Origin of the sequence: Acinetobacter sp. YH12068_T (assembly GCF_024606005.1) — a bacterium.
GTDB classification, from domain to species: Bacteria; Pseudomonadota; Gammaproteobacteria; order Pseudomonadales; family Moraxellaceae; genus Acinetobacter; species Acinetobacter amyesii.
This window is the reverse complement of record NZ_CP094555.1, coordinates 1278755-1294880: the sequence shown is the minus strand read 5'-3', so window position 1 is coordinate 1294880 and position 16126 is coordinate 1278755. Positions and strand designations below refer to the sequence as shown.

The window sequence follows — 16126 nt, the reverse complement described above, 5'->3', positions numbered from 1 at the left end:
TTAAACCTTAATTTTTTTGCTGTGCTTGTAACTGAGTTTTTAAATAATTGACCCAAGCCTGACTGCTAGATTCGCATTGATCTAATACATGTTCAAACCCTGCATCACCACCATAGTACGGATCTGGTACTTCTTGTTGTGGGTATTGGTGATCATGTTGACTCATTAAAGACACTTGGGCACGTAGTTGACCGAATTGTTGCTGCGCCTTTTGCATGAGGTTTTGAATATTGTCTAAATTTTCGTAGTCCATGGCCAAAATCAAATCAAATTCAATAAAATCATGAACCGTTAACTGACGTGCACGTAATGCAGATAAGTTATAGCCACGTAATTTTGCATGCTGTTGGCTACGTAGATCAGGCGCTTTGCCCGGATGATAATTGCTCGTACCCGCAGAGTCGACGTGAATATTGAGTTGCGCTTCATCACAAAAATGTCTGAGAACCACTTCAGCCGTAGGTGAACGGCAAATATTTCCTAAACAAACACACAACACCTTATATGGCGTGCTGGATGACATAACAACCTCAAGACTACTTTTATTTCAAGCGTCTTATGTTAAGTTATTTACAGGATGAATCCTATATCAACACTCAAGAATAATGTTTATTTAGATATAAAAAATTAGGGATAAGCCAATGAGTCAATTTCAGTTTCAAACCGTCAGCAATATTATTTCAGGCTTAGGCTCTATTTCCCAACTGAGAGAGGTCCTAGGCGACTTTCAAGCTAAGCGTGTTATGCTTGTGACCGACCCCGGTATGTTGCAACAACAATTACATTTACCCATTTTGGATATTTTAGAAAGTATCCATCAAGATTATGTGATTTATTCCAGTATTCAAGCTGACCCTGCAGAACATATAGTTTTAGATGCAGTTCAATTTGCCAAAAATGAAAAAGTAGATTTGATTATTGGATTTGGTGGTGGAAGTTCAATGGATGTGGCTAAAATTATTGCGATCTTGGCTCATCCTAAGCAAACACAACAGATCAGTGATTTATATGGTGTAGCTAATGCAAAACGACCACGCTTGCCACTCATTTTGATTCCGACAACGGCAGGGACCGGCTCTGAAGTCACACCAATCTCTATCGTCACTACAGGTGAAACCACCAAAACAGGTATCGTCTCCCCTGTACTATATGCCGATATCTGTATCCTCGATGCGAACTTTACATTAAATCTTCCCGCACACATTACCGCAGCAACCGGTATCGATGCCATGGTGCATGCCATTGAAGCCTATACATCAAAAATTAAAAAAAATCCGTATGCGGATATGCTTGCTAAACAAGCTTTGCGTTTATTAAATAAAAATTTAGCGCTGGTTTTACACGACGGACATAACCTCGAAGCGCGTCAGCACATGCTGGTCGGTTCAATGCTTGCAGGTCAGGCCTTTGCTAATGCGCCAGTTGCAGCGGTGCATGCACTCGCCTATCCACTCGGTGGACACTTTCATCTCTCGCATGGTCATACCAATGCACTGGTTCTCGCTGAAGTGTTAAAGTTTAATGCACCTCAGGCCAAGCAGCATTATGCAGAACTCATGAGTTGGCTAGATCCATACAGTACGGGCTGTACCGATGGTTTATGTGATTTATTTATTGATCATATGCAAAATCATTTAGATCAGAGCGGTTTGGTGCTAAAACTCAGCCAACTCAATGTGCCTGAAAATATGCTTGATCGTTTAGCAGAAGATGCGCTATTACAAACGCGACTATTACAAAATAATCCGCGAGAACTGCAGTTTGAAGACGCTCGCCAGATTTACCAATCGATCTATGCCTAAAGTTCACTCATTTTGAAATAAAGAAAATACCAACGATGAAACCTGAAACTAAACGCCGCCAAAACTATCGATTTTTATTTCCAATCCAAACACGTTGGGCAGACAACGATATGTATGGTCATGTCAATAATGTCACCTATTACAGCTATTTTGATACTGCTGCAAATGCACTCTTGATTCAACATGCCGGTTTTGATTTGCGAAATACCCCGATCATTGGTTTAGTGGTCGATTCAGCCTGCAGCTTTTTACAAGAGCTGTCCTATCCAGAAATCATTGAAGTTGGGGTTGCGATTGAAAAAATTGGTAATTCTTCACTGCGCTATGACTTGGCTATTTTTAAACAAGGACAAAATGAGGCTGCAGCCCAAGGACATTTCGTTCATGTGTTTGTTGACCGCCAAACACGAAAAAGCACCTCGATACCCGATGATATGCGAGATGCTTTAACTCAATTTTTACTTTAATTTTTATATCCAGCTTGAAACTTATTTGAGCTGGATATTTTGCAACTCACCATCAAAGCTTTTGAGTAAGTCTTTCACAACAGGCTCTGCATGTAATAACTCATTTGCACGTGCAAAGGCCTTTTCCTTGCGGACATGTTGTAAAGCAAACGGTGTGGTTTCTTCGACATCTTCAAAGCTGATATGGAAACGACATTTTGACCATTGTGCATGAATGGCTTGTTCCAATACATGCTGTAATTGAGTCACTAAAGCTTCGTATCGCTTTGGAATATGGAAAGTCGATTCACCGTCAATCGTACCGCGCATAATGCCATGCTGAGCCAACTCTTGTACCGCAGGTGAAAGTTGACTATTTCGGAACCAATACTCCCACTTTTCGACCGTCCACTCACCTTCAAGGGTTTGAGGCTGTAAAGTCAAAATATCTTGTGGCATCAAGGTAGAAGATGAACCCGTTTGAACAGCATCCGAAGAAACGGAACTTTGCGTAACTTGTGGTGATGCTAGATCAAAACCATTGTCGCCTTGAGCACCCGAAACTGATTCATTCACCACATGTTGTGGTTCAATGGCATTGATCAAATGTGGCTGAGCTGTTTCAGGCTCTACACTTTTTGACTCTAAAGCTGTTGGTTCTAAAGGTGCAATATCTTCAAAATTTATAGCGCTCACATCAACTTCTTCAGTTTCAGTACTCGGCGTCGGATCTAAATCAAATAATGTATCTTCTGCCACGGCATCCATAACAAGCGTGTCATTTTGCTGTGTCGATACAGACTCAACCGGTGCAACCTCTTGCGTATCTAGAGTGCCATTTGCTGTAGATGCTGTAGAAGTTTGGCTTATTGCGTCTTCTTCAGGATCATCTAAAAAATCATCAGATGAAGGTTCATCGACTGCAGGTGCAGAAACATAGCCATCATCGTCATCATAATGTGAATCATCAAAATCATCGAAAGCTGGCGATGTGTCTACAGCGGGTACAGCTTCAGGCTGCTCAACAGTGGCAACCTGTGCAGCAGACTCAACAACGGTATTGGGTTGCTGCAAAGACTGTGTTTGAGTCGGCTGAACTGTTTCGGCCTGATTTTGAGCAAGCTGTGGCTGTGCGGCTGACTCTTGCTGTACGGCAGAGACCAACATTTCGTTTGGCTGTAATGGTCGGAATGCTAATAGACGCAGCACACACATCTCAAAACCTTGCTCTTGCGTGACTGCCAACTGCAAGTCTGCCCGACCTTTGCATGCGACTTGATAATACAACTGCAAATCTTGTGCTGAAATTAACTGCGACAATTGCATAATTTTTTGATTGATCTCAGCGCTATATTTCAACGCTAAGTCTGGCAAGTATTGTAATAATGCCAGTTCATGTAACGTTGAAATCAACTGATCTAATACCAGCGAAACATCCAGCGCTTGTTGACGGAATTGCATGAGTAAAGCACTCACGCGTTCACGCTGATTTTGATGAATGGCTAAAATCAAATCATAAATGATCGTACGGTCAATTAGGCCCAACATGTCTTTAACATCTTGGTGCTGAATTGAACCCTGACCATAGGCAATCGCTTGATCAGTTAGTGACAATGCATCACGCAGTGAACCTTGAGCCGATTCAGCAATTTGCCAAATCGCATCTTGCTCCGCTTGAATTTGTTCTTTTTGTAAGATATCTGTCAAATGCGATGTGATTTCATCCACCGCTAAAGGACGCAAAGTAAATTGCAAGCAACGTGAAATTACAGTAATCGGTAATTTTTGTGGATCTGTAGTAGCAAATAAGAACTTCACATGCTCTGGCGGTTCTTCGAGAGTCTTTAATAACGCATTAAATGAATGCGTAGAGAGCATATGCACTTCATCGATCAGATAAACCTTGAAGCGACCTTGGGTTGGTGCATAAGGAACGTTATCGAGTAGTTCTCGCGTATCTTCAACTTTGGTCCGTGATGCCGCATCGATTTCAATTAAATCAATAAAACGACCTTCATTTACTGCTTTACACGTTGGGCAAACTTCACAAGGCGTTGAGGTTACACCTGTTTCACAGTTCAGACATTTTGCCAAAATACGGGCAATAGTGGTTTTACCCACACCTCGAGTACCTGTAAATAAATACGCATGATGTAACCGACCACGTTCTAAGGCACTGGTAAGTGCGCGTGACACATGGTTTTGTCCCACGAGTTCAATAAAATTTCGTGGACGGTATTTTCGTGCAAGTACTTGATACATGTATGCTCCTTTTTACAGGTGTAAGCATACTGTTTTTTTGTCTAATAGTGAAATAAATGGCAGAGTTTGGACAATAAAAATCCGATCTTGAGCTATCACAATGATCAGGCAAATTTAATATAAATTACGAATGCTTAAACTGCTTTATTTAAAAGGAAATCACTCTGCATTTGATAGCGTTTCGCCGTCTGGTCTTCACGAATTTCTAGCAATTGCTGATCCAAATCTACATACAATAGATTGCGCGTTTACACATTCATAAGTTCTAGCTGCTGCTTTGATTCATCTTTAAAACCAATTACACCTTTTAGCACTTCTACTTCGTTATGACCACTTAGACTTTCACGAGTGAGTGTATAGGTTTGGTCTTCATGTAGCTCAAGAGCCACAGCCATGCCGGGACAATCTTCACAACGAGAAAGACAGCCCATACAAGGTGTTGTGCCTTTAAAATTACCGACCCATGATGCATGCTGTTTTTCAGCAGTAATTGCTTCTATCTCCTTTGATTTCGTTTGAGTTGAATCCTGACAACCCAACATTGCCGACGTTGCTACTAAGGGAATCAAAACAACTTTTTTCATAGGAATATCACAGCAATCTAAAACTGCGAGGGAAAATAGCATATTTTTCACATTTCCCCAATTTCTGTTCTATTCCAAAGTATCTTAAATCCAGCCTTTACGCCCTTTTAATACTTTATCTGCACAGCGTAAGGTTTCTTGAGTTAGGCCCCATAAGCGATAATCGCCCGTGATCGAACCCGTCGCAAAGTTATGTGTATACGCAAAACTTAAATCACGCTGCGGATCACACCAGGCCCCAGAACCATTAAAACCTATATGTCCAAAACCTTGACTAGATTTGCCTAAAGTTAAAATGCGGTGATATCCCAAACGCCAATTCATTGGTAAAGGCATAATACGATCACGCTTTTTATATTGAATTTTACTTAAAGATTCATAAACTTGTGGTGTGATTAAGGTCTGTCCTTGCCACTGGCCTTGGTTGGCTAGCATGGCGTAGATTTTCGCTAAACTATTGGCACTAAATACGCCTGTTGCCGCAGGAATAATGGCTTGCAAACCCTCATCACTAAAAAATGAAAACTTGCGCATCCCTTTTGGAATCATACCATCTTGAAAGTCTTGCAAATTTTGTCCTGAAATTTGCAGGAGCTGATCAAAGATTGACGGTTTTCGTGTCTCGGTCTTTTTTTTCGTTGTCTGCGCTTGGGTATTTTCTTGAACAGAAGCATCTATAGTGCGTTCTTCTTTTTTCTTTTTCGGAATCAAGCGTGCAACCTTACCAAGTTGATGCTCTGGTACGCCAAAAAAAGCATGATCCAATGCTAAAGGCTCAACCAAATACTGTTGCATTAGTTCAGCAAGCGGTCGACCTGTGGCCTTTTCAAGTACACCACCTACTTGCCAACCGAAGGTTAATGGTTGATATGCCGCATCAGTTGTCGGCTCAAAACGTGGCTTAGCTTGTTCGATGACTTTAAGCATATGTGGCCAATCAGCCATTTCAGATGCTGTTTCAATGATATTACGGATATCGTATAAACCACTTTGATGACTCAGCATGTGCCTTAATGTGATATCCGACTTACCATTTTGAGCAAACTCCGGCCAATATACGGCAACGGGAGTATCGTAATCTAGAAAGCCTTCGCTCACTAAGATATGTGCAAGCGTTGCAAGTACGCCTTTACCCGTGGAATAACAGACTGAGGGTGTATTGGCCTGCCAAGCTTCTTCGGCTGACTTTTTACCAGTCCAAATATCTACGACTTTTTGACCTTTAAAATACACCACTAAGGCGGCTCCGCCTAAGTGGGTTCGAGCATCCTGCATCCGGCTAAATTGCGCCGCCAAATCTTGAAACGCCTCGTCAACCGTACCTTGAAAATTATTCTTCTGTGCAAATAGATATTCTTTGAGCGCCTGCATCATCATTCCTTTGAATATGAATCGCTTGAGATTAAAACTTGAGATTAAAGCAAAAAAGCCTAAACCGATATCGATTTAGGCTTAAGTCTTACAGTGCTTTCACACTTCCCGCGACATGCGGTTTTTTGTTCTTACTATTTCGAATGGCAAACTCTGTATCTTTACCTGTTTGCGCAGTTAGGAACTCGACTTGAGAAGGCAAATACATGGGTAATTTAAACCATACATCTGCTTCATAGGCATCTGGTAAAGTTAAGCTCGACAAAGCTTTGGCTTTACTCCACATACCATGTGCAATGGCTTGTTTAAAACCAAACGCTTTAGCGGTTACAGCATGAATATGAATCAAGTTAAAGTCACCAGAAGTCAACGCATAACGGCGACCGGTATTTTCAGAAACATTCCATTCAGCTTGAACTTGCAACTCAGCTGACTTTGTTTCGGTAGATTTTGCCGCAGCTTTGTTCTCTGTTTTTTGACGTGCTAAATACGTGGTTAATGATTCTACAACCACTTCATCGCCCACTTTTGCAGTGGTAATAAAGTCAAATTGCACGCCTTTATCATGTGGCTGTAATTCACCAAATTTGCATGACAATGACAGTGTTTCATTCATACCAACTTTGCGATATTGCTTCACTTGGTTACGAATATGTACCAAACCTAAGATCGCAAATGGAAAAGCTTCCGTAGTCATCATATGCATTTGCAAACTTTGAGAAAGCACAGCCAAATAAATCGCTGGGATATAACCATTGTTTTTAAAGCCACAGACTTCGTTATAAGCTTTTAAATGTTTTTGATCGACCTTAAATGAATCCACCACATATTCAACTTGCGGCAGCACTTTTTCAGCTTTAGACTTTTTAAAAATCAAGCCTTGAATCACTTTTGGATAGGCTAAATAAGGTTTTGGAAGTTGACTAAAATGGCGAGTATTCATACTAAACCTTTGGAAGTTTTATCTTTATAAAGTTCCCTTCCTTTTAAAGAAGGATATTTTAAATCCCCCTCATCCCCCTTTGATCAAGGGGGACTTCTCCTCTCTTTTTCAAAGGGAGGTCGGGAGGGATTATTAAGCCCCTAACAAGCTTTGACCACACACACGTACCACGTTACCGTTCAAGCCAGTCGACGCAGTTGAAGCAAACATCGCAATCGTTTCTGCAACATCTACAGGTAAACCGCCTTGACTCATCGAGTTCATGCGACGACCTGCTTCACGGATTGCAAATGGAATCGCAGCAGTCATTTGCGTTTCAATAAAGCCTGGAGCAACAGCATTAATGGTTACGCCATTTTTCAATAATGGAGCAGTAAATTTAACCACACCAATTACACCTGCTTTAGAAGCAGCATAGTTGGTTTGACCTAAGTTACCTGCAATACCTGAAATAGAAGATACGCAAACAATACGACCATTTGTATTGAAGCCATCATTTTCAAGAAGGTAATCATTTACACGCTCAATCGCAGACAAGTTAATGTTAATCACCAAATCCCAAAGCTCAGGCTTCATATTGGCCAAAGTTTTGTCACGGGTAATTCCGGCATTGTGCACGATGATATCCAAACCACCTTGAGCAGCTGCCGCAGCTTTGATTTTTTCACCGGCATCGCTTGCAGTAATATCAATCGCGAGCGTAGAACCGCCAATTTCACCTGCAACACGGTCAAGGTCAGCTTGCTGCTGTGGAACGTCTAAACAAATGACATGCGCGCCATCACGTGACAATACATGTGCAATTGCTTCACCAATACCACGGCTTGCACCTGTTACTACAGCTGTTTTGCCTGCAAGCGGTTTATTCCAGTCAACATCCACAACATCTGCTTTCGAAACACGAATCACCTGACCCGATACATAAGCTGAACGTGGTGAAATCACAAAACGTAATGCAGATTCTAAGTTTGCTTCAGCACCTTCGTCCACATAGACTAACTGTGCAGCAATCCCTTTCTTAAACTCTTTACCGACTGATTTTACAAAACCTTCTAGTGCACGTTGTGCAATGGCTTGTTTTACAGTTTTCGCAGTTTCTGGTGTTGTACCAACAACGACAACGCGACCAGACGCCTGAATTTGACGCGCGATTGGGTTAAAAAATGCATATAAGGCATGCAGTTGTTCTGAGTTTTGAATACCGGAAGCATCAAATACCACAACTTTAAACTTAGACTCTTTATCGCCTTCGTTAAATGCGCTTAAGTTTAGACCTGATTTTGCCGCAGCTTGTTGTAATTCAGCATTATTGCCTGCATAGCTATTGGCATGAATATTTGCCAAAACTTGTGCAATAGCACCAGACAATGTTGAAGCAGGCGCTGCACCGAATAAAACCGCACCTTTAACGACAGGTGTTGCAGACTCAAAACGCTCTAAAAAAGTCGGTGATGGTAAACCTAAATTTTTGATGACAAATTTACCAATAGGAGATTTTGCAAATGTTTGGTATTGATCAGTCATGTTTATTATCTCTCATACAGATTAATTTTTGATGGATCTGAAGATATCCCTTTAACTTCAAGATGATGTCAGATACTTATATTTCAATAGTTCCATCAGTTTCCATGGAATCATACTTGAGTTAAACCGCAGATGGCTTGACCTGAATGCTTTAGCGAATGTCATTTTAGTCAATTTACCCCTTTGGTGAATATGCTAATGTAGCCGTCAAGAAGATCATCAACATGCTTGGAAAAGCCTTATGAGCAAAACAACTCAAGAAAATCCAGCAGTCGAAAGTCCGACTAAGGAAACTGTGTCAAATACATCAAAGAGTACGCCACGTACCGCTAAAAGTACGGGCACAGCAACCAAGTCTACAAGTGATGTCGCTAAAACGAGCCGTCCTCGTCGTGCATCTACACGTACTAAGACACCCGCTTCAAACCCTAAAACAGCTTTAAAATCAACAACTCAAACGTCTGTTCAACAGGATAATACCATGAGTCAAAACACAGTTCGCCGCGTTGCTATTATCGGTGGTAATCGTATTCCTTTCGCTCGTTCTAACGGCGCTTACTTCACTGCATCAAACAGCGATATGTTCACAGCTGCATTAAATGGTCTTGTTGAACGCTTCAACCTTCAAGGTCAACGCCTTGGTGAAGTTGTTGCTGGTGCCGTGTTAAAACATAGTCGTGACTTTAACATGACCCGTGAGTGTGTACTCAATACTGAACTTGCTCCTGAAACACCTGCTTACGATATTCAACAAGCATGTGGTACAGGTTTACAAGCAGCTTTCTTGGTTGCTAATAAAATCGCATTGGGTCAAATCGAAGTGGGTGTTGCTGGTGGTGTAGATACAACCTCTGATGCACCTATCGCTTTTGGTGATGGTTTACGTAAAGCTTTACTTGAGTTGAACATTGCTAAAACGGGCAAAGACCGCCTAAAAGCATTAACTAAAATTAATGTTAAAGATTTGATGGATGCACCGAAGAACGGTGAACCACGTACAGGTCTTTCTATGGGTGACCATCAAGCCATTACTACGCTTGAATGGGGTATCTCTCGTGAAGCGCAAGACGAACTTGCTGCATCTTCACATCAAAAAATGGCAGCTGCATATGAAGAAGGTTTCTTCGATGACCTTATTACGCCATTCCTTGGTTTAGAGCGTGACAACAACTTACGTGCAGACTCATCAGTAGAAAAACTTGCGAAGTTAAAACCAGCGTTTGGTAAAGGCGATGCGCGTACCATGACCGCGGGTAACTCGACTCCACTGACCGATGGTGCATCATGTGTCCTTCTTGCGTCAGAAGAATGGGCAAAAGCAAACGGTCACGAAGTGCTTGCTTATTTAACTTTCCAAGAAACTGCGGCAGTTGACTTTGTAGAGAAAAAAGAAGGCTTATTGATGGCGCCTGCTTATGCAGTGCCTCGTATGCTTGAACGTGCAGGTATTACGCTACAAGATTTCGATTACTATGAAATTCATGAAGCATTTGCATCTCAAGTATTGTCTACACTGAAAGCATGGGAAGATCCTAAATTCTGTAAAGAACGTTTAGGCTTAGATGCACCATTGGGTTCAATTGATCGTTCTAAATTGAACGTGAAAGGTTCATCTCTTGCTGCAGGTCACCCATTTGCTGCAACTGGCGGTCGTATTATCGCAACTGCTGCAAAATTGCTGAACCAAAAAGGTTCAGGTCGCGTTCTTGTTTCGATCTGTGCTGCAGGTGGTCAAGGCGTAACAGCGATTATTGAAAAATAAGTTTCTCAGATTTAAAAAAAGCACCTCAAATGAGGTGCTTTTTTAATGCTTAAATGCTAAACATTATTTCGGTAATGGATTATTTTTAAAGTATTCATCCACTTTATTCCAAGGTGTTTTTGAAGCCACACCATTTAAAATGTTTTGGCTAATCCCTTGGCATAACTCTGAATCTGGACGTGTATGGAAGCTGTTTAAATTCGGATCCATATAAGGTAAAGAACCTGGCTGACGCTGGAAATAGAAATTTAAATTATCCATCATTGCTTCAAAGCCCCAGCCTTCCATTGCCCAAGCGCTATTATGACCGCCCCAATGATGCCCGAATTCATGTGCAACAATTCGATAGCCAGATTGTCTATAATGACCGTAGTAAATCCATCCATCTACACCAAGTACCTGACCACCGCCAAGCCTACCACCCATGTTGGTAACACCGAGGCTAATCTGCCCACGGTTTAAAATACTATTATAAATATTTTTATAATCTTCAGCTTTGAAGAAACCATTGCCCCCTTCTACACGCCCTGCATTACCAAAGAAGTCATGCCCAATTGCAGCCTTATGATTAAACCACAGTGTCTCAAACTCAGGCGTACTGATCATATAGGCAAAGTTAGTCATCATAATGACCCATTCACGCGCATACAATGGTGTAATACGGCACCACTTCGAATCGCTTTCAGGATTGTACGTACCAAAAGTCAGTTTCCACTGCGCTTTAATCGTATTTAACTTCTGAACGTGCGTATCTGAATCTGAGGTGATTTTAACTTCTTCAAAGAGTTCAATAGGCACTTCACTAAAATTGCTTAGACCTTCAATACGTGCCGAACCAATTTTATTAACCAAATTAAATTCGACATTTTTATCGATGGTCAAATTGAGCTTGCTTGTAGAATACGGTGTCAAACGATCTAGCGTCGCAATTTCAACCCATTGCTCACTTTGACGCAGCTTGCCAACAATTTTTAAATTATTCACTTCTGCTGCACTGTAGCTTTGCAAACTAATACTGCTGCCGGTAAAGGAAGCCGATAATATTTTATTGACAGGGATATTACGCAACGTGGTATTGGTTAATGTTGCCCAGCTTTCTCCATCTTGCAGCATACGGGTTTGTTCAGTCGCTTTCGACTCGAGCAAGTTAGTTGATACGACTGGTGTATCTGAAATTACTTGCTTAATTTTACGCAACGGCAATGCAATAATTTTTTGATTTGACAGTGTATAAATAACATCGCCATATACCGTTAAATCTAAAGATTTAGGTAAATTTTGACCATTCTGTCCCGCCAAACGGTACTGCTGTACATTATCTACTACGCTACTTGGCAACGCAGTCGTCAAGCTTGCTAGATTATTTTTTGAATAGCTGACAATTTTTCCACTCGGCTGCGCAGCATAGAGCAAGTTGTCCGTTGCACTATGTACCACGGTTGCGACTGAGTTTTGCGTTTTATCTGGCTGAACAAATGATTCTGTATCTAAGGTTTCATGAATATTTTTAAAGTTATAGACATAGGTGTGACCATTCGTTGTTGTAGCATATAGCTGATCACCAATAATTTCTAAACGCGGTACACAACCAGAGCCACAGCTTGGCAATACAAGGCGGCTAAACTTTCTTAAAGCAGCACTGGATTTGCCATTCACCGTTTCCTGAGACCAGACATTGATACGGTTTAAGTTATCCGCGACAAAAACATATTGATCATTTGCGATGACTGCACTTGGATTAGTCATCGCATAAAACGGCTGCCCCCCGTTTGTAGACCCAGTACCTAAAGACCCCAAATAGGCAGGTGGAGTTCCTGAAATATCAAAAATATCTGCGCGATGGCTGCCTGATGACGATACATAAAGACGATTGCCTGCGATGTATATATCGCTAATATCCGCCCATAATTTTCCTGTATTGCCAAAAGCACTTGCTGCGGAAATTGAACTGAGAACTGTCTTATTTTTTAAATCATAACGCAGAATTTCTACTGTCGGCTGATTGTTTGCAATATATAAAATGTCGCCGCCGCGCTGAATGGCTGTTGGACTCCATGATGCTAAAGAAAATGTTGAAGCATTTAACTCTGAAGCCACGTCAGCTAAACGGATGCCGTTAGCTAAATTAATTTGACCTTGATTTTGTGTAGATTCTGTTAGAGCAGTTGATTGTCCAGACTCACCACCACCTCCACCACACCCCGTCATTATGAGTGCAACCACTACTGCTAATGCACGTGATTTCACCCAAACACCGCTAAAAAATAAAATACGAATAATCAATATCTTATAATTCAAAAAACAATATTTACCTAATCATTAAACTGGGATCAGCATCAATATTGAGTGATGTTATTAGTATATTTTTCACATTAACAACGCAGAGATGGTCATGTAATACATTTTTTATAGGCAAAAGTTTATTTGTTTTTCCGATAATTAAACTTAAATAGAAATAATTCCTCAATGGAAGTAATACACCCACTGAAAAACAAAGACTAAAAGATATTTTTTAACCTTTCCGACATAGGTTGCTGTACCTCAGTCCAAAGCAGAACTTATAAAAGGTTCTGGCCGTATACACATCTTGATCTGTATTGCTGATGGTCATGGACGAACAAGGATGATTAAATAATAAATACTTAAAGAAAAAAAACTGCTCTTAAGAGCGGGTTTTTACGATTCAATCATTTTTTAGAAACGATACCCTACGCCTAAGTAAGTAATGATAGGATCAATATCGATCTTGGTCGTTGCATGAATTAATTGTTCACCCGTCGTTTGGTTAATCACATCAATCTTGGTTTTATTATTTAACTTTGCATAAGACACCGAAGCAACCGTAAACCAACTTGGGTTGAAGTCATAAGTAAATCCAAGTGTGACAATTGGTGCAATCGCATCATCCGCATCGACATCGACCACCATTTTTCCTGATGATTCTTTACCATCGAGTGCTGCACCCGCATTATTATCTTTAATGTTTTGAATCATATGTCCTGCAGCAATTAAGTCAGATTCAATTCCTTTATTTAGTTCAATATCATTAAAATAAGCATACATGATCCCTGCACCCACATAAGGTCTAAACTTATTTACACCCGACTGACCAAATTGGTACTGTGCCTGAAATACCGGCGTCCAAGCTCTTGCACTCGCCGCTTTACCATAAGATGATAGATCCGTAATGGGTACTGCGTAATCTAGTGGTAAACCATCAGGGAATAACAAACCACCTAGACCGCCTGGCTCTGCTAGACCAGATAATGGCGCGGTAATCATACCCTTACCTTTAATGTCCACCTTAGGTGGGATACCGCCAATTACTTGCAAAGAAACATTATCATTAATATGGTAGTTAAATGTTAAACCTAAAGTATCGACATCTTCTGCTTCAAGCCCCGTACCTTCAGCTGACCATTGATTTAGTCCATTGATCGTTGCGATTCCTGCAATCTCTGACTTGATGTTGCCATCCTTATCTTTAATTAATCCTCCCAAAGGGCCATTCACAAGGTCGGTTAAAGTGTCCTTAAGATTCGCGGAATTACTCCCTTCATTATAAATTGCATTCGGATCAATCGCTTTTAGAAAACCTTCAGCACTAATTGTGCCTACTTTAGCCTGTGTGCCATTTGCTACCGCAGTATTAATATCAAATGGATTTGCTTTCCCTTGCGGCATCACATGCATCCAACCCGCAGATACAGAAAAACGTTTAAAGTTACCATCTGCAAATGTAAATTGTGTAAGCCCAAGCAAAACAGCAGGTGTGACAATTTTTATCAATTTCATATGCTAACTCCTTGTCTTGCATATTTTTTTAATCAACTTATAAAAACATTCTTTGTTTTTATATTTAAAAGTTATGTAATTAGTATAATTTTTTATAGTTATATTATGTTTTTATATATTGTTATTTGTTAACTTCTGCCCTATTTTAAAGCAAAAAAGGCCTGTACTTATCAATACAGGCCAATGTAATTTTCTTATTGAAATTTAACGATATTGTGGTTGGTAACCCAAGTGCGCCTCAATCTGGTCATAGCACCATTGGAAAATAAATGTATAGACTAAAATACACATGGTCATACTAAAATCGAGCAAAATCGCCTGCCATAAGGTCATATGCATGGCATAAGCCACCATTGGGATGGTTGCAAGCATTAAACCGCCCTCAAATCCAATTGCATGTAAAACACGTACACCAAAGGTTCTTTTTAACTTTCTTTTTGCTTCAAATTTTTCAAAATAATGATTAAAAATCATGTTCCAAATCACAGAAGTGACCGCCATTGCAATACCGAGCGTACCTGTCACCTCCATCGGAACTTTAAAAATAAAACTTAAAGCAATAGCAATGATCACCAATAGGATGATCTCATAGCTTAGCGCATGAATAATCCTTCTCTTGGAAATCGTCATTTTGAAACACTCTATCATTTGTAAAAATCACATTTTATTTTTATATTATTGATTAATCGAGTTAGGTTCTTTCAATATTACTGAAAGGTTGTATTCCTTTATTTTTTATATGCACATGAATATTAATCAAGAACAACTGATGATTTTTAAAACAGTCATGGAAACAGGATCATTTTCCGCAGCCGCCAGACAACTCGGCAAAGTGCCATCAGCAGTCAGCATGTCCATTGCGAATTTCGAAATTGATCTCAACCTTAAACTGTTTGAGCGCGTTGGTCGTGAGCCTGTGCCCACCGCTCAAGCGCTTAACCTGTATGAAAAAACTGAACAATTATTGATAGAAATCAATCAATGGAAACAGCATGCAATTGCACTGAGTCATGGTTTAGAGTCTTCACTGAATATCGTGGTGGTATCAGAGCTACTACATACGCAGTGGACCAACTATATCTCTTTGCTAGAAACTCATTTTCCATCTTTGCAAATCAATATTTTTTCTGCGCCTCAAGAAGATGCCCAAAAGATGCTATTACAAGGTCAAGCACAGCTTGCTCTAATGTTTGAACGTGAACAGCTTGAGAGTTATGAACAATTTGTTGAATTAAAGCGTGAAGCACTGGTTCCAGTTGCGGCGACAAAACATGCCCTGTCGAAATTTAAGCAAGTCAGTTTTGAGCAAATTTTGCAAAGTCGGCAAATCGTGGTTGCAAGTCGTGATAAAAGCATCAAACCAGAATTGTTATTTTCCAAACACAGTTGGCGTACAGATAACCACCACTCAGCCTGTTCTATGATTATTCAAGGTCTGGGTTGGGGTGTGCTTCCATTAGAGATGTTTAATGAAAATCCGACGCTCAAAGATCAACTCAAAATCTTAAGCTTTCAAGATTTCACACCCAAATTTGAATATTTCGTCGACTTAGTCTGGAACCGTGAAAAACCACTGGGCTCGGCTGCTCATTTTTTGATTAATCACATCCGAAATTCACGAAAAACTACGATTTAGA

12 protein-coding genes and 1 pseudogene are annotated in these 16126 nt (G+C 40.5%); 4 read left to right on the top strand and 9 right to left on the bottom strand.

The annotated features are described in order from the left end of the window. Nucleotides 1-7 precede the first annotated feature (7 nt). Nucleotides 8-523: a low molecular weight protein-tyrosine-phosphatase gene (locus tag MST18_RS06310; protein WP_111884272.1), complete on the bottom strand. Its 516-nt coding sequence runs from the start codon at nt 521-523 to the stop codon at nt 8-10. A 118-nt stretch (nt 524-641) separates the two neighbouring features. Here MST18_RS06310 and MST18_RS06305 point away from each other — a divergent pair, with 118 nt between their 5' ends. Both MST18_RS06305 and MST18_RS06300 read left to right on the top strand, forming a co-directional pair. Then, a complete protein-coding gene (locus MST18_RS06305; protein WP_180133132.1) occupies nt 642-1802 on the top strand; it encodes an iron-containing alcohol dehydrogenase in 1161 nt (386 codons plus the stop codon). 35 nt (nt 1803-1837) lie between these two features. Continuing rightward, nucleotides 1838-2269 carry a thioesterase family protein gene (locus MST18_RS06300; protein WP_180093557.1) on the top strand — a complete coding sequence of 144 codons (432 nt, stop codon included), beginning with the start codon at nt 1838-1840 and terminating at the stop codon, nt 2267-2269. Nucleotides 2270-2290: 21 nt separating this feature from the next. Here the strand turns inward: MST18_RS06300 and dnaX are convergent, their stop codons facing one another. The 5 genes and pseudogenes from dnaX to MST18_RS06275 form a co-directional block, all read right to left on the bottom strand. Further along, nucleotides 2291-4510, bottom strand: a complete 2220-nt coding sequence (gene dnaX, locus MST18_RS06295; RefSeq protein ID WP_180133131.1) for a DNA polymerase III subunit gamma/tau — start codon at nt 4508-4510, stop codon at nt 2291-2293. A gap of 134 nt (nt 4511-4644) precedes the next feature. After that, nucleotides 4645-5094 (bottom strand): annotated as a pseudogene (locus tag MST18_RS06290) (copper resistance protein NlpE N-terminal domain-containing protein). A gap of 84 nt (nt 5095-5178) precedes the next feature. Beyond that, nucleotides 5179-6465 carry a serine hydrolase gene (locus MST18_RS06285; protein WP_180133130.1) on the bottom strand — a complete coding sequence of 429 codons (1287 nt, stop codon included), beginning with the start codon at nt 6463-6465 and terminating at the stop codon, nt 5179-5181. 88 nt (nt 6466-6553) lie between these two features. Continuing rightward, a complete protein-coding gene (locus MST18_RS06280) occupies nt 6554-7408 on the bottom strand; it encodes a MaoC/PaaZ C-terminal domain-containing protein (RefSeq protein WP_180133129.1) in 855 nt (284 codons plus the stop codon). Between the two features lie 132 nt (nt 7409-7540). Then, nucleotides 7541-8932, bottom strand: coding sequence for a 3-oxoacyl-ACP reductase (locus MST18_RS06275; RefSeq protein WP_180133128.1), 1392 nt, complete (start codon nt 8930-8932; stop codon nt 7541-7543). A 241-nt stretch (nt 8933-9173) separates the two neighbouring features. Between MST18_RS06275 and MST18_RS06270 the strand changes: the two genes are divergently transcribed. Next, a complete protein-coding gene (locus MST18_RS06270; RefSeq protein ID WP_180133127.1) occupies nt 9174-10694 on the top strand; it encodes an acetyl-CoA C-acetyltransferase in 1521 nt (506 codons plus the stop codon). Nucleotides 10695-10757: 63 nt separating this feature from the next. Here the strand turns inward: MST18_RS06270 and MST18_RS06265 are convergent, their stop codons facing one another. The 3 genes from MST18_RS06265 to aceI form a co-directional block, all read right to left on the bottom strand. Further along, entirely contained in the window at nt 10758-12992 is a 2235-nt protein-coding gene (locus MST18_RS06265; protein WP_257227513.1) for a hypothetical protein, read from the bottom strand. Between the two features lie 396 nt (nt 12993-13388). Next, a complete protein-coding gene (locus MST18_RS06260; RefSeq protein ID WP_180133126.1) occupies nt 13389-14489 on the bottom strand; it encodes an OmpW family protein in 1101 nt (366 codons plus the stop codon). A gap of 204 nt (nt 14490-14693) precedes the next feature. Further along, the gene (aceI, locus tag MST18_RS06255) at nt 14694-15119 is read right to left on the bottom strand and encodes a chlorhexidine efflux PACE transporter AceI (protein WP_168377760.1); all 426 of its coding nucleotides are present in this window, start codon (nt 15117-15119) and stop codon (nt 14694-14696) included. Between the two features lie 115 nt (nt 15120-15234). Between aceI and MST18_RS06250 the strand changes: the two genes are divergently transcribed. Further along, on the top strand, nt 15235-16125 hold the full coding sequence (locus MST18_RS06250) for a LysR family transcriptional regulator (protein ID WP_180093549.1): 891 nt from the start codon (nt 15235-15237) through the stop codon (nt 16123-16125). Nucleotide 16126 lies beyond the last annotated feature (1 nt).